The 21,423-nt window shown below is 65.7% G+C and carries 22 protein-coding genes; 10 read left to right on the forward strand and 12 right to left on the reverse strand.

The window, feature by feature from the left end; all coding sequences use genetic code 11:
- Nucleotides 1-23: 23 nt before the first annotated feature.
- The gene (locus FQU96_RS13900) at nt 24-1,070 is read right to left on the reverse strand and encodes a peptidoglycan-binding protein (protein WP_146541869.1); all 1,047 of its coding nucleotides are present in this window, start codon (nt 1,068-1,070) and stop codon (nt 24-26) included.
- Nucleotides 1,071-1,184: 114 nt separating this feature from the next.
- Between FQU96_RS13900 and FQU96_RS13905 the strand changes: the two genes are divergently transcribed.
- Entirely contained in the window at nt 1,185-2,246 is a 1,062-nt protein-coding gene (locus tag FQU96_RS13905) for an FAD-binding oxidoreductase (RefSeq protein ID WP_146541870.1), read from the forward strand.
- Here FQU96_RS13905 and FQU96_RS13910 read toward each other — a convergent pair.
- The gene (locus tag FQU96_RS13910; protein ID WP_178130498.1) at nt 2,230-3,159 is read right to left on the reverse strand and encodes a LysR family transcriptional regulator; all 930 of its coding nucleotides are present in this window, start codon (nt 3,157-3,159) and stop codon (nt 2,230-2,232) included. The genes FQU96_RS13905 and FQU96_RS13910 overlap by 17 nt on opposite strands.
- Nucleotides 3,160-3,355: 196 nt before the next feature.
- Here FQU96_RS13910 and FQU96_RS13915 point away from each other — a divergent pair, with 196 nt between their 5' ends.
- Together FQU96_RS13915 and FQU96_RS13920 are read left to right on the forward strand one after the other, a co-directional pair.
- Nucleotides 3,356-4,234 carry a tripartite tricarboxylate transporter substrate binding protein gene (locus FQU96_RS13915; protein WP_178130499.1) on the forward strand — a complete coding sequence of 293 codons (879 nt, stop codon included), beginning with the start codon at nt 3,356-3,358 and terminating at the stop codon, nt 4,232-4,234.
- Nucleotides 4,235-4,274: 40 nt separating this feature from the next.
- Nucleotides 4,275-5,978, forward strand: a complete 1,704-nt coding sequence (locus FQU96_RS13920) for a CocE/NonD family hydrolase (protein WP_146541873.1) — start codon at nt 4,275-4,277, stop codon at nt 5,976-5,978.
- Between the two features lie 33 nt (nt 5,979-6,011).
- Here FQU96_RS13920 and FQU96_RS13925 read toward each other — a convergent pair whose 3' ends face one another.
- Nucleotides 6,012-6,533, reverse strand: a complete 522-nt coding sequence (locus FQU96_RS13925) for a hypothetical protein (RefSeq protein ID WP_146541874.1) — start codon at nt 6,531-6,533, stop codon at nt 6,012-6,014.
- Between the two features lie 224 nt (nt 6,534-6,757).
- On the opposite strand from FQU96_RS13925, the gene FQU96_RS13930 reads away from it, so the two are divergent.
- The 3 genes from FQU96_RS13930 to FQU96_RS13940 are packed head-to-tail and all read left to right on the forward strand — an operon-like array spanning nt 6,758 to nt 9,548.
- Complete coding sequence (locus FQU96_RS13930; RefSeq protein WP_146541875.1) at nt 6,758-7,066, forward strand: EthD family reductase; 309 nt, start codon at nt 6,758-6,760, stop codon at nt 7,064-7,066.
- A gap of 2 nt (nt 7,067-7,068) precedes the next feature.
- On the forward strand, nt 7,069-8,640 hold the full coding sequence (locus FQU96_RS13935) for an acyl-CoA synthetase (RefSeq protein ID WP_146541876.1): 1,572 nt from the start codon (nt 7,069-7,071) through the stop codon (nt 8,638-8,640).
- Between the two features lie 47 nt (nt 8,641-8,687).
- A complete protein-coding gene (locus FQU96_RS13940; protein WP_146541877.1) occupies nt 8,688-9,548 on the forward strand; it encodes a hypothetical protein in 861 nt (286 codons plus the stop codon).
- 8 nt (nt 9,549-9,556) lie between these two features.
- On the opposite strand, the gene FQU96_RS13945 is transcribed toward FQU96_RS13940, so the two are convergent.
- The 3 genes from FQU96_RS13945 to FQU96_RS13955 form a co-directional block, all read right to left on the reverse strand.
- The gene (locus FQU96_RS13945; protein WP_146541878.1) at nt 9,557-9,958 is read right to left on the reverse strand and encodes a type II toxin-antitoxin system VapC family toxin; all 402 of its coding nucleotides are present in this window, start codon (nt 9,956-9,958) and stop codon (nt 9,557-9,559) included.
- Nucleotides 9,958-10,200, reverse strand: coding sequence for a type II toxin-antitoxin system VapB family antitoxin (locus tag FQU96_RS13950; RefSeq protein WP_146541879.1), 243 nt, complete (start codon nt 10,198-10,200; stop codon nt 9,958-9,960). The genes FQU96_RS13945 and FQU96_RS13950 overlap by 1 nt, the downstream gene beginning before the upstream one ends.
- Nucleotides 10,201-10,284: 84 nt before the next feature.
- Nucleotides 10,285-10,527: a hypothetical protein gene (locus tag FQU96_RS13955; RefSeq protein WP_146541880.1), complete on the reverse strand. Its 243-nt coding sequence runs from the start codon at nt 10,525-10,527 to the stop codon at nt 10,285-10,287.
- A 164-nt stretch (nt 10,528-10,691) separates the two neighbouring features.
- On the opposite strand from FQU96_RS13955, the gene FQU96_RS13960 reads away from it, so the two are divergent.
- A complete protein-coding gene (locus FQU96_RS13960; protein ID WP_146541881.1) occupies nt 10,692-11,378 on the forward strand; it encodes a hypothetical protein in 687 nt (228 codons plus the stop codon).
- 65 nt (nt 11,379-11,443) lie between these two features.
- Here the strand turns inward: FQU96_RS13960 and FQU96_RS13965 are convergent, their stop codons facing one another.
- From FQU96_RS13965 to FQU96_RS13990, 6 genes are all read right to left on the reverse strand, one after another.
- On the reverse strand, nt 11,444-13,831 hold the full coding sequence (locus FQU96_RS13965; protein ID WP_178130500.1) for an autotransporter domain-containing protein: 2,388 nt from the start codon (nt 13,829-13,831) through the stop codon (nt 11,444-11,446).
- A gap of 271 nt (nt 13,832-14,102) precedes the next feature.
- Entirely contained in the window at nt 14,103-15,395 is a 1,293-nt protein-coding gene (locus tag FQU96_RS13970; RefSeq protein ID WP_370461368.1) for a type II toxin-antitoxin system HipA family toxin, read from the reverse strand.
- A gap of 26 nt (nt 15,396-15,421) precedes the next feature.
- On the reverse strand, nt 15,422-15,673 hold the full coding sequence (locus FQU96_RS13975; protein WP_146541884.1) for a helix-turn-helix transcriptional regulator: 252 nt from the start codon (nt 15,671-15,673) through the stop codon (nt 15,422-15,424).
- A gap of 174 nt (nt 15,674-15,847) precedes the next feature.
- Entirely contained in the window at nt 15,848-16,768 is a 921-nt protein-coding gene (locus FQU96_RS13980; RefSeq protein ID WP_146541885.1) for a LysR substrate-binding domain-containing protein, read from the reverse strand.
- Nucleotides 16,749-17,729 (reverse strand): LysR substrate-binding domain-containing protein, encoded by a 981-nt coding sequence (locus tag FQU96_RS13985; RefSeq protein ID WP_178130501.1) that lies wholly within the window; start codon nt 17,727-17,729, stop codon nt 16,749-16,751. The genes FQU96_RS13980 and FQU96_RS13985 overlap by 20 nt, the downstream gene beginning before the upstream one ends.
- Before the next feature lie 70 nt (nt 17,730-17,799).
- Nucleotides 17,800-18,342, reverse strand: a complete 543-nt coding sequence (locus FQU96_RS13990) for a hypothetical protein (protein ID WP_146541887.1) — start codon at nt 18,340-18,342, stop codon at nt 17,800-17,802.
- Nucleotides 18,343-18,531: 189 nt separating this feature from the next.
- Between FQU96_RS13990 and FQU96_RS13995 the strand changes: the two genes are divergently transcribed.
- From FQU96_RS13995 to FQU96_RS14005, 3 genes are all read left to right on the forward strand, one after another.
- Nucleotides 18,532-19,251, forward strand: a complete 720-nt coding sequence (locus FQU96_RS13995; RefSeq protein ID WP_146541888.1) for a LuxR family transcriptional regulator — start codon at nt 18,532-18,534, stop codon at nt 19,249-19,251.
- A gap of 83 nt (nt 19,252-19,334) precedes the next feature.
- Nucleotides 19,335-20,066, forward strand: coding sequence for a LuxR family transcriptional regulator (locus tag FQU96_RS14000; RefSeq protein ID WP_146541889.1), 732 nt, complete (start codon nt 19,335-19,337; stop codon nt 20,064-20,066).
- A gap of 99 nt (nt 20,067-20,165) precedes the next feature.
- Entirely contained in the window at nt 20,166-21,407 is a 1,242-nt protein-coding gene (locus FQU96_RS14005; RefSeq protein ID WP_178130502.1) for a tetratricopeptide repeat protein, read from the forward strand.
- The last annotated feature ends 16 nt before the right edge of the window (nt 21,408-21,423 follow it).

The raw sequence follows: 21,423 nt of genomic DNA on the forward strand, positions 1-21,423 counted from the left end.
TGAGGACGACGTCGGCCTGTCGCTCAGCGCCGGGGAGGTTCCGCTTTTTCCAGAAAGACGCTCAGTCCGAGCAGCCCGCCGAAGTCGGGGGCAAGGTATTGACCCTCGATTCCCCGGCCGGACGATACCGTCAGTCGCGCGTTGAACCCGGCATGGGCGTTCAGGAACAGGTCGATCCCCAGGCCGCGGCGGAATGGTCCGAGAGCCACGGGCGTCCGCACCAACCGCAGCTCGGCGCCGAGCTTGGCCTGCGCCCCTGCGGTCAGTTCGCCGGCAACGCCGCCCAGGCCGACCGAGCCGCGCATGCCACCCCAGGTCTCGACGCCAGCCCGCATGGTCAGGATGTTGCCGAACTGCACGCCGATGGGCGGCGGTCCCAGGGACAACCGGGCCTCCGCCGAGATGTCGCCCAAGGAAACCCGTGGCGTCAGGCCGAACTCAAACCCGCCCTTCGGCATGACCACGATCGGAACCGTTTTCACCAGGGCAATCTTGCCGGCGAAGTCGAGCGTGGCGGCGATCTGGAATGATTTCGCGGGGTCGAACAGAGGGCCGACAACGGGAAGGCTGCGCAGGATCTGCGTGCCGATACCATGGGCGTTCATGGCTTCCGGGCTGAGACCGGCCAGAGGCATCGCAAGCGGGGGCAGTTTGAGGACATTCTTCTCGACGCGCGGCGTCTGGAGCCAGCCGCTGACATACCGCTGGCGCGCCAGCAGCGTGCCGGTGACATCGTTGAAGGTCGGTGGGGTCAGTGCGGGCGGCTTGGGCGTTCCGGAACTGGCGAGAAGCGTGGAGACCGGTTTGGGAATCTCCACGCTGAGCGTGCGCGTGAGTGAAACGATGTCGAACAGCTGTCCGCCCGTGATGTTGCCGACCCTGCCGTCGATCTTGATACCGCTCTGCTTCTGGAACTTGCGGACCGCAGTATCCGTTGCCTCGCCGAAGATGCCGTCGATCTGCAGCGCCTTGTCCATCTTGCAGTTCAGATTGAGGGCATGCTGCAGGGCGGCTGTGTTGTTGCAACGCGCCCCGCGCTCCAGAAATGGTTTTGCAGAAGGTTCCGGCATCGTTGCAATGTCTCCTGCCAAGCTGAGGCCGACGCTCCGTGTCAGCGAAACTAACGGTGCGCGGTAGACAGCGCGTCCTTCATTTGAAGGATATGATCGATCGGGAAGGAACCCATGCGTGTCCTGATTTGCGGTGGCGGCGTGATCGGCGCGGCAGTCGCCTATTTCCTGAGCCGTCGGGGCATCGAGGTGATCGTTATCGAGCGCACCGGGCTCGCCTGCGCCGCGTCGGGCAAGTCGGGCGGGTTCCTGGCGCTGGACTGGTGCGACGGCTCGCCACTTCAGGCGTTGGCCCGGCGCAGCTTCGCCTTGCATGCCGAGCTGGCACGGCAGATCGACGGTGACTGGGGCTATCGCCGACTCGATACCTACGGTGGCATCGCCGCCATCGACTGGCTCTCGCCGCAGGCGCGCCGGCAGCGGCGCCTGGGATCGACCGACAGCACGGCGCAGGTTCATCCCGGTGCCTTCACGGCGGCGCTGATGCAGGCCGCGACGGCGCATGGCGCCGTGCTGCGCGCCGGTACGGTCGACGGCCTCGTGCGCGAGGACGGCGCCGCGCGCGGCGTCGTGGTCGACGACGCGGTCGTCAGCGGCGATGCGGTGTTGATCGCCATGGGACCGTGGTCGATCCTGGCCACGCAATGGCTGCCACTGCCGGCGGTGTTCGGGCTCAAGGGGCACAGCGTGGTCTTCGAGACCGGCGCAGGCGGGCCGGCGCACGCAGCCTTCGTCGATATCGAGGAGCCCTCCGGCGACGTGCAGTCGCCCGAGCTGTTCCCGCGTCCCGACGGCACCACCTATGTCTGCGCGATCTCCAGCGAGGCGCCACTGCCGGTCGACCCGGCGGCGGTGGCGCCGGATCCCGGTGCCATCGATCGCCTGACGGCCATCTGCCGCCAGCTGTCGCCGGCGCTGGGTCGGGCGCCGGTGCAGGCGCGCCAGGCCTGCTATCGCCCCGTCACGCGCGATGGCCTGCCGCTGATCGGCGCCATCCCCGGCGTGGCCAATGCCTACATCGCCACTGGCCACAGCGTGTGGGGCATCCTCAACGCACCCGCCACGGGCGAGGCGATGGCGGAACTGATCCTGGACGGCGCGGCGCGCACCGTCGACCTGCGTCCCTTCGCGCCGGGGCGTCTGCCGACGTTCGATCCCGTCAGGTTGCGGGCGTAGCCGTGCCGACGCGGCGAAACGTCTTGGGGTGCGCCGAGACGACCCGCGAGACCTGTTCGGCGATCAGGCCCGTCAAGGCAACGCTGGCCCGGGTCGGCGGTCGGCCACGGTGGCGAAAGAGGCCGCGCATGACGTCGAGTCCCTCGATCGGCGCGCCGACGAACTCTTTCTCCCGCAGCTGACGTGCAACCCATGACGACGGGACGACGGCAAATCCGGCACCGGCGCTGACCGCATGCATCAGGAGCGTCGACGAGTCGATCTCCGCGACGACGCGCAGGCTGGAGCGCGATTTTGCCCGGAACTGCTCCAGCAGCACGCGCGTGAAGCTGCCGAACAAGAGCGGGAGATCGTCGAGGTCGCTTGGCCTTATCCGGTGCGTCTTGAAGGGCCAACGTTCAGGCTTGCCGATCAGCCACATCGTTTCCTTGAACAGAGGGTCGACGATGAGATCGGGATGCTCTGCCTCGGCGCTCATGATGCCGATATCGATGCGGCCGGACAGCAGAGCGTCGCGGACGGCGGATGAAAAATCCTCCCACAGCGATAGCTTGATGCGCGGGTAACGGGCGAGACACTCGGATAGAACCTCGCCGACGAAGAGGACGCCGATGGATGGCGGAAAACCAAACCCGACCTCTCCGACCGGCTCCGCGCCCTGTGATCGCACCTCTGTTTCAAGCTGTTGCGCCATGCGCAGCATGAGCTCGGCGCGTTCAAGGACGAGAAGGCCGGTTTCCGTCGGCTCGACGCCGCGCCGGTGTCGCATCAACAGTTCCGCGCCGAGGTGCTCCTCGAGCAGCTTGACGCGTCGCGTCAGCGCCGGCTGAACGACACCGAGCGAGATCGCGGCGCGCGAAAAACTGCGTTGCCGGGCGATCTCCACGAAGTAGCGAAGCGAGATGAGGTCCATGACAGATATCATGGATCAACATACCTATGATCAGAAATTACTATTTTCAATATATCTGAAAGGCGCTCATGTCTGCCCGCCACGATGCGCTCGCATCGCATTGAGGGTAGGGGACATGCTGAGGCGATTTGCAGTCGCTGCCTGTCTGTGCCTGATGGCATGGCCCAGCGCCGCGCAGAAATGTCCGGCCAGGCCGATGACGATCGTGGCGCCGAGCGCAGCCGGCGGGCTGTCCGACATCATCGCACGGCTGGTGGCCAGCAAGGCGGCACCGCGACTGGGCGGCAGCATCATCGTCGAGAACAAGCCGGGCGCCAGTGGCGCGATCGGTGGCGCCACCGTGATGCACGCGCCGGCGGACGGCTGCACGATCCTGCTGGCGAACGGGACATCGCATGGCGTGCTGCCCGCGCTGGACAAGACGCTTGCTTATGACCCGATCAAGAGCTTCGCCCCGATCGTGCGCGTCGGCGAAACGCAGCTGGCGCTGATCACCTCCAGGAGGTTGCCCGTCAAGAATGCGCAGGAACTCCTGGCCTATGCGCGCGCCCATCCCGGCAAACTCAGCTACGGCACCTTTGGCCACGCCTCGGCCGGGCATCTGTTCGGGGAAGTCCTGAAAAAGCACAACGGCGTCGATATCGTGCATGTGCCGTACAAGGGAGAAGCTGCCGCCGTGCAGGCTCTCATGGCCGGGGAGATCGAACTGGCGATCGTCGTCTCGGCGAAACCGTACGTCGAGCGCGGGCTGGTGACTCTCATCGGCACCACCAGCCCTGAACAGGGCGCGGCCTATCCCGGATGGCCGACGCTCGCGTCCCAAAGCGTGGCGGGGTTTTCGCTGGCGCGCGGCTTCCAGGCCCTCCTGGCGCCCGCCGCAACGCCGCAAGCCGTCGTCGACGGGTTGGCTGCAGCATTCTCCAAGGTCATTGCCGATCCGGACTTGCGCCGCCAGCTGATCGACCTCGGCGTCGATCCGGCGACCGAGCGGCCGCAGGACTTTCCCGCGATGTACCGCGCACTCGTTGAGCAATGGCGGCTGCTCGTGGGCGAGGCCGGCGTGAGCGTCGAGTAGCGATCAGTCCGGCGCAGATCTTCGCAATGGAAGGAAAGCCATGATTATCGAACGTGATGTTCCCATCGCGATGGACGATGGATTGGAGCTGCGTGCCGACGTCTATCGGCCCGACAGGGCCGAGCCCGTACCGGTGATCATAACGATGGGGCCCTACGGCAAAGGCGTCAGGTACCAGGACCATCATTACAAGCCGAGTTGGGACTGGATGATTCAACACCACCCGGACCTGCTGGCCGGCTCGCAGCACCGATACCTGGCGTGGGAAACGGTCGACCCCGAGATATGGGTTGCCTGGGGCTATGCGGTGATCCGCGTCGACTCGCGCGGTGCCGGACGCTCGCCGGGTATCCTCGACATCTTTTCCGAGCGCGAGACGCTCGACTACTACGATGCGATCGAATGGGCGGGGACGCAACGCTGGTCGAATGGCAAGGTCGGCTTGAACGGAATCTCATATTACGCCATGAACCAATGGCGCGTCGCGGCGCTGCAGCCACCGCATCTGACGGCGATGATTCCATGGGAGGGCGCGGCGGATTCCTACCGCGATGTCTTCCGTCATGGCGGCATTCTGTCCAACAAGTTCATCGAGCTCTGGTATCCGCGCCAGGTTCTTTCGGTTCAGTATGGCACTCCGGCGGCACCGCCGGACCCGTGGCTGAACGAGTCATCCGCCGGACCCGCGGAATTGTCGGAAACGCAACGCGCCGCGAACCGCTTCGCAACCCTTGCCAACGCGCGCGCCCGCGAGATGGACGAACACTGGTACCAGGATCGCTCTCCCGATTGGTCGAAGGTGATCACGCCGTTCTTGAGTGCCGCAAGCTGGGCCGGTTTCGGCCTGCACCCGCGGGGAAATTTCGCGGCATTCGTGCATGCCGCATCAACACAGAAGTGGCTCGAAGCGCACCCCGGCCGCCACGAGGAGTGGTTCTACCTCGACTATGGGCTGCAACTTCAAAAGAGGTTCTTCGACCATTTCCTGAAGGGAGAGACGAACGGGTGGGGTGAGGAAGCCCGTGTCTGGCTGAACCTGCGCCGGCCGTTCACGGACGCGGTCGAGCTACGCAAGGAGAACGAATGGCCTCTCGCCAGAACGGCTTGGACGAAGCTGTACCTTGACGCAGGGAAGGGCGCGCTGACCTGGGAGACGCCGACGCAGAAGGCTCAAGCGACGTTTGCGGCAACCGTCGACAATTTCTGCTGGATGTCGCCGCCCTTGACGGTGGAAACAGAGGTGACCGGACCACTGGCGCTGAAGCTGTTCGTATCGTCATCGACAGTCGATGCCGATCTGTTTGTGACGCTGCAAGCGTTCGCGCCTGACGGTCGCGAGGTCGAGTTCCAGGGCACGGTTGATCCGCACACGCCCCTGGCGCAAGGCTGGCTGCGGGCGTCACACCGAAAGCTCTGCGCCAAACGCTCGACACCGTTTCAGCCCTATCACACGCACGACGAAAAGCAGCCTCTTGTCAGTGGGGAAATCTACGAGCTCGACGTTGAAATCTGGCCGACCTGCATTGTCCTGCCGGCCGGATGTCGCCTGGCACTCGATATCCGTGGCCATGATTTCTGCCGTCCGTCGGCCGACGGCGATCCGCTGGGCGGCGGATCGGGCCCGTGGCGTCACGACGATGCGCTCGACCGGCCGACAAGCATTTTCGGCGGCAAGACCACCCTTCACACGGGGCCCGGCCGGGAGTCGTTTCTGCTGGTCCCTGTGATTCCGAAGCGCACCTGAGGGCATGTCAACCGGCCGAGCCAGTAAGGCGCTCTAAGGTTTGCGGTGGAACGACACGGAAGAAATCAGATCCTTGTCGCGGGGCATGCCGATGAAGACGGGGCGGCCGCCTTCCTTGAAGCCCCAGTACGGCGTCGAGCCGGACGCATGCGGCGAGGCTGGCGTCAGCGTCGCGTCCGGCCAGGATGCGACGAAGGTCGAGGCCTGCACGCGGGGCTGTACGAAGTTAATGATCAGGATGCTCTGCGCGCCGCTGTCCTTCTCCGTGCGCAACTCCACGTCGCCAATCTCCTGACGCGCGAAGCGTCCCCCTTTGCCGTGGCGAATGGTGAGCCGCGGGTTGCTGCTGGGGCCTTCCTCCAGGCGTGTCGACAGTTTGTCCTGCAGGAACTGGACGTTCGACAGGTCGGCTGCCGCGAACGTGCGGATGTCGGCCTTCAGGGCGGCTTCGAAGGAGGGGAGACGTTCCGCCGGCGGGCCGGACTGGGCGACGGCATCGGGGCCGGACACACCCCACGCCATGAGAAGCGGCAGCGCGCTGGCGGACCGGATCACGAGACGTCGATGGACAACCGCTCGGAATGACACGGGTTGCTCCTGATATCGTTGCGTTAATAAGACTTCTAAGGTTGTCTTGCGACAAGATTAGGGCAGGCGGATGGAAGGCCGTGGACGCAACTCTGTGTCCGGCTCATGCCGGTTTGGCGATCGCGGACCGGGCGGGTAGCATGCCGCACGGCGGACATACCCCGTCGACAACCGAGAGAGCGGAGAGAGTGATGGCCAAGGTCGTGGTGCTGTACAAGACGCCGAAGGACAAGGCGGCGTTCGATGCCTATTACAAGAGCACGCATATTCCGCTGGCCTACAAGATCCCGGGCCTGAAGACGTACGAGGTCAGCCAAGGCGGCGTGGGAACGCCGGCCGGTGCGTCCGACATCCACCTGGTCGCGATCCTGGCATTCGACAGCATGGCCGACCTGCAGAAGGGGATGGGGTCGCCGGAAGGGCAGGCAGCGGGTGCCGACGTGGCCAATTTCGCCTCCGGCGGTGCCGACGTTCTGCTGTTCGACAGCAAGGACGCCTGATCATGTCGGGTAGCGTCATGCCGCCGCGCATCGTCTTCCAGCACACGATCGGAGATATTCTGCGCCGCACGGCGCGACGCTACCCCGACAAACCCGCCATCATCTGCGGCGATGTGGCGTGGACCTACGCGCAGTTCGACCGCATCAGCAACCGCCTGGCGCATGGCCTGGCGGCGCAGGGCATTGCGCTGGGCGACCGCGTCGCCGTGCTGTCGCGCAATTCGCACGCCTTCGCCGCCATGCGCTTCGCGTTGGCACGGTTGGGCGCCGTGCTGGTGCCGGTCAATTTCATGCTCAACGCCGAGGAGATCGCCTTCATCCTGCGTGCCTCGGGCACCAAGGCGCTGGCCGTCGGTCCTGATTTCGTCGCGCTGGGCCGTGCCGCCGCAGCACTCGACACCAGTGTGCGGACCCTGTTCTGGCTGCCCGGCGAGGAGCCTGCGACGCCGCCGGGTGATCTCACCCCGTTCGACCGGCTGCTGTCGGACGACGACTCGCGGCCCGAGGTCGAACTCGACAACCGCATGCTGGCGCAGATCGTCTACACCAGCGGCACCGAGTCGCTGCCCAAGGGCGCGATGCTGACCCACGAGGCGATCCTGTGGGAGTACGTCAGTTGCGTGATCGAGGAGGAACTGACGCCCCGCGACAGCATGCTGCACGCGTTGCCGCTCTATCACTGCGCGCAGCTCGACACGTTCCTGGGGCCGGCCATATACGTGGGCATGACGAACGTCATCACCGGCCAGCCCAAGCCCGAAGTGATCCTGCCATTGCTCGCGCGCCATCGCATCAGCGCGTTCTTCGCGCCGCCCTCGGTGTGGATCGTGTTACTGCGCTCGCCGCTGTTCGACTGCACCGACCTGTCGTCGCTGCGTAAAGGGTACTACGGCGCCTCGATCATGCCGGTCGAGGTGCTGATGGAGTTGTCACGGCGTCTACCGGACGTCCGGCTGTGGAACCTCTATGGGCAGACCGAGATCGCGCCGCTGGCCACCATGCTCGGCCCCGATGACCAGCTGCGCAAGCCGGGCGCTGCCGGCAAGCCCGTCGTGAATGTCGAAACCCGGGTCGTCGATGACGACATGAACGATGTGCCGCCGGGCGCGGTGGGCGAGATCGTGCACCGCTCGCCGCAGCTGATGACCGGCTACTTCAACGATCCTGAGAAGACCGCGGCAGCGTTTGCCGGCGGCTGGTTCCATTCCGGCGACCTCGCCACCGTCGACGCGGAGGGCATCGTCACGGTGGTCGACCGCAAGAAGGACATGATCAAGACCGGCGGCGAGAACGTCGCCAGCCGCGAGGTCGAGGAGATGATCTACACGCTCGACGGTGTGTCGGAGGTCGCCGTCGTCGGCCTGCCCGATCCCTACTGGATCGAGGCGATCACCGCCATCATCGTGACGAAGGACGGCCACGCCTTGACCGAGACGGCCGTGATCGACCATTGCCGCGCCGGCATGGCGCACTTCAAGGTGCCCAAGCGCGTGATCTTCACCGACACGCTGCCCAAGAACCCCAGCGGCAAGCTGCTGAAACGCGACCTGCGCCAGCACTACGCCAAGGGCTAGAACGAACGACGCAGCGTTGGGGATCGAACATGAAGCGACGGAGAGTCTTGGCGCTGCCCTTGGCGCTGGCGGCGTGCGGCTGTGTCTCGGCACGCCAGGAACTGCCACCCATGTCGGAGGAGCGTATCAAGTCGGTGGTGATCCTGACGTCATTCACCGACACGGTGCATCTGAAGTGGACGCGGTTTTTCAAGGTCCTGTTTTCGGGCACGTCGGAAGATGAATTCGTGAAAGTGAACTGGGGCATCGACAGCCATGTTCGAGCACGATTGGCGGAAAGATTGGCCGGCAAGTGTGAGATCAAGACCGTCACCTATAGTCCGGCAGATCTCGCTGTCAGGGAGAGGCTCGAAGCGAGGCCCCAGATCATCGAACGCTTGAAGAGGGTCGTGCCGAGCGGGCTGGCGGACGTCATCATCTTTATCAGTGGTTCCGGCGTGCCGTTCGACAAGCTCACCCATGCGGAGAAGCTCCGAGCCTTGATCGGAACGGGAATGATCGGGGGATATAACCCCTTCATGAAGGACGGCACGGTCGCCCACGCATTCGCCCATTGCGGGGTGGCGATACTGGACGGCCGGACCTTCGAGACTGTTGCCTCCCGGATCGGTGCCGCTGCACGTTCCGGACATGACGTTCCGGCGCCGATTGAGCGCGTGCCGTTTTCCTATGCCGGGGGCCCTTGGGCGGGGATCAGCGAAGAGGAGCGCACGCAGTTGCGGGAGACCACCTTCCGCCTACTGGACAAGATCGTGACGTACACGTTCGGTCCGCATGTCGACGGCGTCGACAAGCCGCCCGACGGCCTCGCCACGGCATCGACGGCCGAATTTGCCAAGCTTCAGGCGCGAGACGCCAAGCGCTGGAACGCGGTCATGGCCAGAATAGGGCTGCCGTCCACGCCATAGGGGATCCGTCAGGCCACTTTGACGTCGGTGTGGATGAAGTCGTCACCGACGCACAGCAGGGGCACACGCAACTGTTTGGCGCAGGCATAGGCGAAGCAATCGCCCAGGTTCAGCCGGGCCTTGTGACCTCTGCCTTTGCCGTATCTGGCATGCGCGGCGATGGCCGTCATGCCGATTTCAGGTGTGATCGACACGGTCCGCGCGTCAAGCACACGCAGGAATTCCTGTACGCGCGCATGCGCCGTGTCATGGTCCTCACGCAGAATGCGCGCGAGGTTGGCAACCGTTTCCAGCAGCGATACAGGCGATACCGCAAACGCGGTACGCGCCGCGTCGATCTTGGCGCCAACGATTTCGGCTTCGGGCTCTCCCGTCAGGCTGGCGATGACGGCGGATGCATCAATGAACATCACTCGCCCCACAGACGATCGGCGAGCTTCTTGCGATCGAGTCGACGGTCGGGCTTGCGCTCGGCCAGGGTCTGCGCCCGGATTTTCGCCAATCTCTGGCTCAGGGGAATGCGCCTGGTCTCCCGCGCGATGGCGGCTTGCAGGGCGGATCGGACGGCGTCCGTCGTCGACCGGGCTTGGGTGAGACTCTGATACTCTTTGGCCAGGGCCAGCACCGAATCATCCTTGATGAACAAGGGCATGGAGATCCCCGCTGCTGAAGGATATCCTTATGAGGATATCTCATATATTTCCAAAGGGCAATCCTTACAGATTTCCGCCGCCGTTCAGGCAGGCCGATCACGCTGATCGCCAGCGGCACCGCCGTCAGGTTCTGCGTCCGCATGGGCGAACGCTTCCAGCCGATGCAGCGCCGCCTCCTCGCGGGCAAAGGTGCGTTCGCCATGCTCCACGACATTGCGAAGGCGGCACAAACAGCCGATCGACTTGAGGTCCGTGGAGGCGATGTCGTTGACAGCGCGCAGCCGGGCGTCGGCCTTGCATCCACTCGGCGATCGCGAGAGCGACATCTACGAGCTGTTCCGTGCAGCCCGGGACAGTAGCGAGCAGATTTTCGGGCGCCGCGTCCTCTATTCGAAGGACGCCGGCACGCGCGCGATCCGCTACTGACGTCGTTCGCCACGAGCAAAAGCGCACGTCGCGGGCATACCGCTTGGATGGGAGTTGAGGTCTAATGCCCAACGAAATCTTGACCTCACGTCTGCAAAACCTGCTCCGCAGTCCCGCACTACGGAAGGTCAATTTCGAACTCCAGGACGGTGGATTGGTCGTAACGCACGTCCGATTCACATTGGTGGATAGTGCGTTGAGCGCCCGCAAGATCACATGCGATGTGGCGAAAGTGACGGCTGACAGCGGAAAACAGATAGTGGCGCAATACATAGCCAACCAGGGCCTGGCCGACCAAATCAAGGGGGACGGCGTTCAGAGCGCAGTCCCAAACATGTTTTTGTTCCCGAACGATCGATATGGAGAAGCGCCGGCGGGAACTCTTCAGTTGGCCAATACGAATGAGCTGTGGATCATGGTGCATGAAGCGACGCATGCCATATTTGACGTCATGGCGAGTTCGAAGAAACCGGCCAATATTCTCGCCATCTCAAATGAGATGGCCGCCTGCCTTGCCGCTTCCTTGTGGTATGTCCATACGGGCATGTCGTGGCAGGCTGACGCCATTATCAGAGGAGATGCGCAGGCTGAATCAATGGATCTTGCTTGGAAAATTAGAGACCGTGCCCAGACCAACAGAACGACCCTAGTTCCACGATCTGAGACGCAGGCCCTTCGGATGGCCGTAATGGACAACTGGAACCTAGGCGGTGGCAGAGAAACCATTACAGATAGGATGGATGGTGTGTAGCCCCGCAGAAGTGCCGGGTATTCGGGACGGTTTGATGCGCCGGGTTGAGGTATGCGCCGGCGTCGTCAGAACCGCAGCGTGAGATTGCCCTTGATGGCGTGGTCCTGGATGCCGGAGCCGAAGGCGCCGTTGTAGGCGGCGCCGACCGTCATCGATTGGCCGATCCCGAGGTCGAAGGCGGCCTCGACCAGCATGGCATTGCGCGCGATCGGCACGCCCTCGATGCCGTATGAGGCGCCGCCGGCGAAGGCCAGCCGCGCGGCCGGCGTGACGTCGCCGAAAGCATGGCGCCAGCCCAGCGTGCCCCGCAGGGTCAGGACCTTGTTGTCTTCGCGCCAGACGGCGCTGGCGGCGCGAACGCCGAACGTGCTGAACAGGTTGCTGTCGCTGCCGCTCGCGGCACGCAGCGCGGCGGCGCCACCGCGCTCGCCGAAGCGATTGCTGTTGAGATGCACCCAGGCCAAGCCGGCGAACGGTTCGACGGCGACGCCGCCGAGGCCCAAGGCGTAACCCGCTTCGCCGAACAGCTGCGTGGTGCGTGCCTTGGTGTCGGCGCGCGGCGTATCGGCAAGGCCCGGCAGGCTGAGACTGCGGGACGTGTCGCTGCTGTGCCAGGTGTGGGCCGCGCCCAGGCGAAGGCCAAGGGCGCCGAACCGTGCGCCGCCGTACAAAGCGAGATGATAAGAGTCGATCGACGCCCGCGAAGAGCGGCTGTTGATATCCAGTGTCGAGCGCGTGTAACCGGTCGCCAGGCCGACAGTCCAGGTATCGGCAAACCGGACGTCGGCGCCAACAAGGACGCCGCCGATGCTGCGGCTGGCGCGCGCGGCGTTGCCGTCGCCGGCCGTATGCCCCCAGGCGCCAAAGGCCTGGGTCCAGGCCGTGATCGTGGTACCGTCCTGCGGTCGTTGTGCCTGGTCAGCGGCCTGTGCCAGCGCGGCGAACTGCGGTGCCGCGCTGGTCGAGAACCCGGCCTGGCGGGTGCGGCCGAGGACTGCATCGCGCACGTAGTGACTGTCCTCGATCAACATCGAGCGGGTGCTGGCGTGGATTTCCCCGGTGACCTGATCAAGGTTGCGGCGCACGGCCTGCGGGTCGGCACCAAAGGCGATGGCGGCCCATATCGGACTGGTTTCGGGCAACGCCTCGATGGCGCCGGCAACAGCGCGCTGATTGCGCGTTGCGGCGATATCGGCAAACGTCACGTTATTGCGTACCAGCCGCAGCGTGACATCATTGCCGTCGCCGCCGGCGTAGCTCACGGTCGGATCCAGAAACAGCAGGTTGTTGGTGACGCTGGCGAACATCCCTGTGACCGCGCCGGGGCTGCGCTTGTCGATGACGACATAAGGCCCGGCGACGATGCCCCAGGCATTTGCGTTGGTCGGCGACAGCTGCAGGTCGAGCGTCGCCCCGCTGATGTCGACACCGCCGGTCACGATGACGCGATCGGCCTGCGTCGAGCTGGCCTCGATCCGCAGGGTGCCGCGATTGACATACCCACCGACGACGGCCTGGGTGCCGATAGCTGTGCCGGGAGCATGGACGCCGCCGGCAGCGATGGTCAGGGCGACGGGCGTGAGATCGCCGCTGCCGAGACGGCCGATGCCGCCTAACACGGCGCCGGCGCCGACAGTGGTGGTGCCGCCCAGGCCACCGGCATCGCCAGCGGCGATAAGGAGAACCCCGCCGCTCACCATGGTGGTGCCGATGAAGCCGCTGTTGTCGCCGGTCAAGATGGTGGTGCCGGCACGCTGCTCGATGGTGCCGCGGCCGCTCATGACCGAGGCGAGCGTGTAGCCGCTGTCGGTGTGATTGAAGTTGATCGTGCCGTGGGCGTTGAATCCGAACTGGATCGAGGATGTCTGCAGCCGTCCGGCCGGCGCGGCAGGCGCTGTCGACGGGGCGCCGATGTTGAGCGTGCCGGTGCCGGCATTCTGACCGGGGAGGGGCGGGCCGGCGATGGTCATCGTGTTGGTGGCCACCAGGCCGCCGTTGGTGATGGTGAGCGTCCCGGTGCTGCTGCCGCCCACCGTGATATGGCCATTGTTGCGCCATGCCGAGCCGACGCCATTGACCGTCACCGCGCCCATGCCGCTGTTGAGCGTGGCGATGGAGGAGCCGGCGCTGGTGACGACACCGCCATTTTCGATCGTGAGCGAGCCGGTGCCATTGAAGCCGACAAAGAAATTTCCGGTGTTGGTCCAGGTCGCGCCTGTGCCGTTCACGATCACCGTGCCGTTGGAGCCGGGGTTCGCGCCGATACGGCCAAGTGTGTTCGTGACCGCGGCGCCCGCCGAGAGGGTCATGCTGCCGGCGCCCGTGGCGCCGACGTCCAGCACGCCTCCCGCCGACCAGCTGGGCGATGTCGCGCCGACCGGTACGACGTCGCCGGTCACGGTGAGCTGGGCTTGGGTTGGGGACGGGATGGCGAGGCCGATGAGAAGGGCCAATGCCGAGCCGCTCATCAATGCGGCAGAAGGGCCCCAACTTGTTGTACAATCTGCATGCTTGTTGGGGGCCACGCACAAGGTCGACCCCGATACGACGAAAACGCTCATAAAATCCCCGGTATGCTACTCCCAGTAGCCGACCATAGCACAAGAATCGTGATGGAATACACCGGGCGACTCGTCGGTGGAATTTTCCTCACCATACGGTTCGTTCTAAAGGGGCAGGCGGTGTCTGGCCAGCAGATGGGCGCCGGTTGTCATGGCTGCAACGTCAGCCTTTTGCTTCCGCTTCTGCTAACGCCTTCAGCCGGGGCAGCGCCGCCGCGCTGACGCGGGCGTGCAATTCTGCCGGAAAATCTTCCGGCAGTGCGGCCTCCACGCGGGCAAAGGCGCGTTCGCCGTGCTCCACGACATGCGCGATGGCGGCGCGAACGACGCTCTCGGGGATGTTGGCCGCTGCGGCTGTCTGAAGAAAATGGCGCGGATGAATTTCATCGATCCGGTAGTGGCGATTGGTCCCGGCCGACATGGCCAGCTTCATCTGCTTGCGGGCGATCTGGCGCCGGTCAAGGCTGGGCTGCGCCGTCAGCACGTCATAGAGCGGGGTCATGCGATAGCCGCCGCCGGGCGAAAGGAATACACTGAAATTCTTCGCGTGGCCGTCGGTCGCGCCGATCATCCAAAACAGCATCTGCGCGATAAGAAAGGTCTGCTGATCTTTCGCCGGTGCGTCGCTGCCCTTCAGAAGGTTGAGGATCGCGACCATGCCCGGCCCGTCGTCAGCCTGATATTTGAGGGTCGGCGGCACCGACAAAGCCTGGCAGCAATCCTCCTGCGGCAGGCGGATCAGTCGTCCGCTTTTCGTCCAGTGGCGGTCAAACCGCTCGATGACCAGCGCCTTCGTCTTGCCGAAGGTGGCGATCCGCGCCTTGTTGACCGGCAGGCCAAACGCTTCGGCCAGGGCCAGGCAATAGAACTCGTTCTCGACGCTGTCGGTCAGGTCAATACCGTTGGGCAGCGTGCCGATCTGCGTCTTGAGGATATGTGTGGTCGGCGTCGTGCCGTGAGGCTTGAGCCATCGTCCTTCATGCCAGAGCAGCGCCGTTTTCTCCTGCACGCCGGCGACCGAAATGCGGAAACCATCGTCGCGATGAAGTCCGAGCGGCGCCTGCGCCAGATTTTTCAGGAGCGTCTCAATCTGTTCGTCATCAACGATCTCGCCGCTGATGCCGTCATTCGGCGTGATAGCGTCGTCCCCGGCGATGAACTGCAAAGCCCCGACGCAATCGCGTCCGATCTTTGCCAACAGGCTGTAGGCGTCGGTGCCGCGCGCACCGACTTTTTCCGCCACGCGCCGCCGCAGCGCGTCGGAATCGGGTAAGAGGTTTTCAAAAACGGCATTGACGGACTCCCCCCGGTAAGCGTCCTCGCGCAGCGGCAGGGAAAGAGACACTGGGATCGCGTCCCGCAGGTCCAGCCAGGCCGCATCATACCGAAACGCTGTTGCGCCGCTGGGGGCCTTGGTCAGGCGTCCGACAAGGCGATCGTTCAGATAGACCCGCAAGGGGACATGACGGGGTTGTCGTCCCATCAGCCGGCCAAGTCCTCTATATCCGACGAGGATTGCTTCGTTCTTGGCGCAACCTGGAATTCCAGTTCCAGCGCGGCGAGTAACCCCAGCACAGTATCAATACGCGCCGCCGGATTGCCCGTCTCAATGAGCGATACGGTCGATTGGCGAATCCCGGCGCGTTTCCCCAGCCCGGCCTGATTCAGACCCAGTTGCTTGCGGGCGCGGCGAATGGCGTTGCCAATCTGCTGAGGGGTGCGAGCCAGTATCATTCGTTTCTTATACGGCAATTGGGATATTTTTTCAATATGCGCTAGTCGGGATATTTATCGTTTATCTGCTAGAAACAATAAAGTGAACTTATCGAATTCAACGGATACGGTGACCTGGAAAATATGGACAGGGGATTGCCGGTATTTTGGCCTGACGCGAGCCAAGGCGGTCGTTCATGCGCGGCGTGCGAGTGCCGCATGCAGTGCCGGGCCGTGCTTGCGGGCCAGGCGGCAGAAGGTGCCGATCAGTGGCGCTTCGTCGGGCGGGCGCGCGGTGGCGTAGTCGATGGTGTAGGGAACGGCCGGTCGGAACGGGCGCACGACGATGCCGGCGCCGGCCTGGATCGCGCGCGCGGCGGTCATATCGCCGACCAGGGTGATGCCCATGCCTTCGGCTGCCAGCATGCAGGCGCTGAGGGCCGAGGTCACTTCGACCACGATGCGCGGCCGGCCGCTCTGGTGCTCGAAGGCGCGGTCGATCGAGCGGCGCGCCGAGGGCACGGCGGCGAGGCCGATGAAGGGCTCGTCCGCCAGGTCGGCGGCCGTGATGGCGCGGGCGGCGGCCAGACGATGATCCGCCGGCAGCACGCAGGCCAGCTCGCCGCTGGCAAACGGCGTGCTGACCACGATCGGCCGCGCCGCGCTGGGCGACTGGGTGATGACCAGCACGTCGATGGCGCCGCTGCGGAAGTTCTCGATCATCGGCCGCAGGTTGTCGGTGTCGAGCACAACCTCGACGTCCGGCCGCGCCGCCCGCAACAGCGCGATCAGCCGCGGCACGAAGCCCATGGCCAGCATGGGGCTGGTGCCGATCACCAGGCGCGCCGGCGCCGTTGCGCGCAGGGCCTGGGCCACTGACGTCAACCGATCGATGCCGGCCCAGGCGCGCTGCACCTCCTGGTGCAGGGCCAGCGCCTGAGGCGTCGGTACCACACGCCCGCCATGACGCTCGAACAGGGTATAGCCCAGTGCACGTTCCAGGGCCGCGATCAGCTTGCTGATGGTCGGTTGCGACACACGGATGCGGGCGGCGGCACGGCTGAACGTGCCCGCGTCGATCACCGCCTGGAAGGCTTCAATCTGCCGAAGCTGCATGCGGCAGATCCACCGGGATCATCGCGGCGGTGAAGGCGACGCTGCCCAGCCAGCGCTGCCCGACAGCATCGTGGATGGCGCCGCCGCGCTCGAGCGCGAAACGGGCGAGCGCCGCCGGCAAGGCCTGGGCCTGCGCCGACGCGGAGAGGACGTAGTCGATGGTGTAGAGCACGATCGGCCGGAATGGGCGGACGACGACGGCGGCGCCGGCCTGCAGGGCAGCGGCAGCGCTGAGGTCGGGCACCAGGGCGACGCCGATGCCTTCGGCTGCCAGCATGCAGGCGCCCAGGCCGGTGGTGGCCTCGGCCACGCTCCGCGGCCGGCGCGGCATGTGGTCGAAAAGGCGGTCGACGGCGCGGCGGGTTTCGGTGCCGTCGAGCAGGCCGATCACGGCCTCGTCCGCCAGATCGTCCGGATGCAGGACATTGGCGTTGGCGAGCCGATGGTCGGCCGGCAGAACGCAGACCATCTCACCGCTGACCACCGTCTGTCCGCTGACGCTGTCGGCCGGCGACGACCGGGTCACGAAGCCGATATCGATGGTGCCGGCGCGCAAGGCCTCGGCCAGGATGCGGCCATTCTCGCACTCCAGGGTGAAGGCGACGTCGGCGTGCGCGGTGGCAAACAACGCCAGCAGCTTGGGCACGAACCCCAAGGATAGCGTCGGGTCGGCCCCGACCAGCAGGTGGCCGGCCGCCGGTTGGCGCAGCGTCTGCGCTGCCGATGCCAGGCGATCCAGCCCGCGCCAGGCGCGATGCACCTCGTGATAGAGCGCCAGCGCCCGCGGCGTCGGCACCACCCGGCTGCCGGTACGCTGGAACAGCTTGTAGCCCAGGGTGCGCTCGAGGTTCTGGATCAGCTTGCTGACGGTGGGTTGCGAGACGCGGATGACCGCGGCAGCCGAACTGAAGGTTCCCTGTTCGATGACGGCCTGGAAAGCTTCGATCTGGCGGAGAATCATTGGCGCACCCCCGGCGCCCGGCCATTCAACCGCGTCCGGCCGCGTGCTGGCAATGCTTGTGTCGGCGGCGCTAGAACTGCCACCAGGCACCGGAGCGGTCGCGCTTGAGCCATTGGTCGAACGTCGCCGGCGGCGGCAGGTGCCGGCTCCTGTTGAGCTGGGCGTGGCGGAACACATGTCCCAGGTAGCGCGACATGTACTGCTTGTAGGTTTCGATGTCGTTGGTGGCTGCCGATACTTCGCGGGCGGTTCCGATCAGGGAGACGCCGATCAGGGTCAGTGCCACCAGCGGCATGGCATCCTGTGGTCCGATGCCGGCGGCCGCGGCGCGCGCCACGGCACGCTGCATGAACAGGCTCATCTGCCGGCGCGCCAGCATGCCGCTCAGCATGGCGATCTCGGCGTCCGAGGCGATGTTGGTGGCAAGGAAGCCCAGCGCGCGATAGGCGAATTCCTGGGCAACCTTGCGGCCCAGGCCGGTGGCCGCCGCGATCTTGGCCAGTTGCGGCAGGACCGTCGAGCTCCAGTAGGCGGCCGCGGCTTCGGCGCTGGCCATGCCCTCGAACGTCTCGATCATTTCCATCAGGAGCCTGAGTTCCAGATCCAGATCCATCGCGGCCACCTGCACAAGTCGATGATCGCACCGTAGGGAAGGGCGTTGGCGCCGGCAGAGGGTTTCTCGGGGCAGGGCAGGGCAAGGCGAGACACCGCAAGTTTCGACTGCACGGCAGCGTGGGACCGGATAAAAAGTTGTCGTGAAAGCCTCCCTATCCCTCTGCTGCGCACGCTTCCCGTGGCGCCCATGACGGCGTTGCGCTGGGATATCGTGGCGCAGATCGAGGCCTGCGCCGACATGGCTGCCCTGGCGGCGTTCTTCGCCGACGCAATCGCGCCCTGCGGCTACACCAACTCGGCCGTCAGCGCCTACCTGCCGACCGACAAGGGGCCGGCGCCGCATCTCTTCTTCACCAACACGCCCGAGTCCTGGCGGCGCGACTACATCGAGCGCAACATGTCGGCGATCGATTCGATCATCTCCGAATCGCGCCGCCGCATCGCGCCCTTCACCTGGACCGAACTGCGCGCCGACGTGCCGCTGCCCGACGAGGAATTGCCGCTGCGCGCCCTGGTCGACGAATGGGGCCTGAAGGACGGCTTCGTCGTACCCATTCACGGGCCGGGCGGCTATTTCGGTGTCGCCTCCTTGGTCAGCACGCGCGAACTGCCGCCGCCGTCCGCCGAGCAGCGGGCCTGGCTGCATATGCTGTCGTTCCTGACCCACGAACGCTGCCGCGCTCTGGAGGGCGTCGAGTCGCGCAGCCGGCTACCCGAGCCGCTGAGCGTGCGCGAGCGTGACTGCCTGCGCTGGGTGGCGGCGGGCAAGTCGGACTGGGAGATCGGGCGCATCCTGGGCATCGCGCCCACGACCGTGAAGTTCCACATCGAGCGGGCCCGCAACAAGCTCGGTGTCCACAGCCGCGCCCAGGCGGTGGCACGCCTGTTCCTGTGGGGCGGATCATAAGGCGTGATCGCCGTCAACTCTCCGCGCGGAGAGGCGTCGCGGCCGCCGTGTACGCGCGGGGAGAGGATCGGGGGCATGCCGACGTGAGGCGGGCATCGACGGCGGCACGCTGGCAGTCCGCTGCGCGCATCGAGGCCGGCAGCAACATTGCCGCCGTGGCCGCGGCGTTCGCTGACGCGATCGCGCCCTCCGGCTACACCCATTCCGTGCTGGCCGCCTTCCTGCCTGCCGACCGGGGGCCACCGCCCTATGTCTTCTTCTCGAACACGCCCGATGTCTGGCGGCAGACGTATCTCGACAACAACATGTCGGCCATCGATTCGGTCATTGCCGAGTCACGCCGCCGGATTGCGCCGTTCACCTGGGCCGAGTTGCTGGCCATGAGACCGGAGCCGCCGGAGGAGGAGCCCTTGAGCGCCTTCAGCGCGGCCTGCGGGCTGGAGGACGGCTTCGTCGTGCCGATCCACGGGCCCGGCGGCTATGTCGCGGTCGCTTCGCTGCTCAGCACGCGGTCGCTGCCGTCGCCGCCGCCCGAACAGCGTGCCTGGCTCTACATGCTGTCGTTCCTGGCGCACGAGCGCTGCCGGGCGCTGAAGAATGTCGATCCCGGCGGCCCGCAGATTGAGAAGCTCACGGCGCGCGAGAACGACTGCCTGCGCTGGGTGGCGGCCGGCAAATCAGACTGGGAAACCGGGCGCATCCTGGGTATCGCGCCTACGACGGTGAAGTTCCACGTCGAGCGGGCGCGCCGCAAGCTCGGCGCCCACAGCCGCACGCAGGCGGTGGCGCGCCTGTTCCTGCGGGGCGGATCATAAGGTGCTGGTCCTGTCAACTCTCCTCGCGGAGAGGGGAGCGCCGGCTCATTCGCGCGTATGGTGGTGCCAGACCATTCTCCAACCGGGATACAAGACATCATGGCGAACACCGGCAGTGCGATCGCCGATCGACGCCTCAACAGCTGGAAAGAGATCGGCACGTTCTTCAACCGCGACGAACGGACGGTCAAGCGCTGGGAGGCCGCTCGCGGCCTGCCGGTCCATCGCGTGCCGGGCCGCGGCGGCACCAAGGTCTTCGGCTTCGTGGGCGAACTGACGGCGTGGCTGAAAGGCGGCGGCGCGTCGATGACCGCTCCGGCGACAGCCCCGTTGCCGGCGCCGACAGTGCCACACATCGGCGCGGCGCGGTCCACGGACCCGCAGGCGCGCGAGCTCTACCTTGCCGGCATGTACTATTACAACATGCAGACGGCGGAGGGGATCGACCGCGCGCTGCATCATTTCACGCACGCCATCACCATCGACCCGCACTACGCCGAAGCCTTTGTCGGGCTGGCGCTGTGCTACACGCAGTTGCGGCGTCTCACCGTGATGCCGGACGATGACGCCTATGCCCGCGCCCGGACCGCGGTCGAGCGCGCCGTTACCCTCGATGACAGGCTACCCGAGGCGCACAGCCTGCTGGGCGTCGTCATGTTCTACGGTGCCTGGGACGTGAAGGGTGCGCTCGCCGCCTTCCAGCGCGCCCTGCAGCTCGATCCGAAATCGTCGCTCGCCCATCACCGCTATGCATTGGCGCTGCTGCATATGGGTCGCTTCGCCCAAGCCCTGGACGAGATCACCACGGCGCAGACGCTCAACCCGGTCTATCGCTCGGTGCTCGCCGACAAGGGGCGCATCCTGTTCCATGCCGGCCAGCGCGCCGACGCCATGGCCGTGCTGACGCAGTTGGCCGTGGCGTCGCCCGACTTCCTGCCGCCGCATGCCTATCTCGCCGCAATCCGCCTGTCGCTGGGCGATCACGCGCTCTATCTCGCGGCGTTGTTGCGTGTCGTCTGCCTGCGCGGCGACGAGGCCGGTTACGAGACAGCGCTGGCCGGCCAGCGCGGCCTGGAGCAGGGCGGCCCGGCGGCGATGGCCGCCGCGATGCTGGCCGAACGCAAGAGGCTCCACGGCGCCGGCACGTCGTCGACCTATGATCTGGCGCAGGCCCATGCGCTCACCGGCGACGGTGCCGCGGCGCTGGCTGGCCTGCGTTTGGCCTTCGAGCGCCGCGAGTCCGCAGTGCTGAACCTGGTGATCGACCCGGCATTCAACCTGCTGCACCGCGACCCGGGCTTCCTGGTGCTCGTCAACCGTCTCGGTTTCCGGCTGAGATAGGATCGCGTCTCCGCTC

The sequence above is a fragment of the Reyranella sp. CPCC 100927 genome, assembly GCF_007859315.1.
Classification (GTDB): domain Bacteria; phylum Pseudomonadota; class Alphaproteobacteria; order Reyranellales; family Reyranellaceae; genus Vineibacter.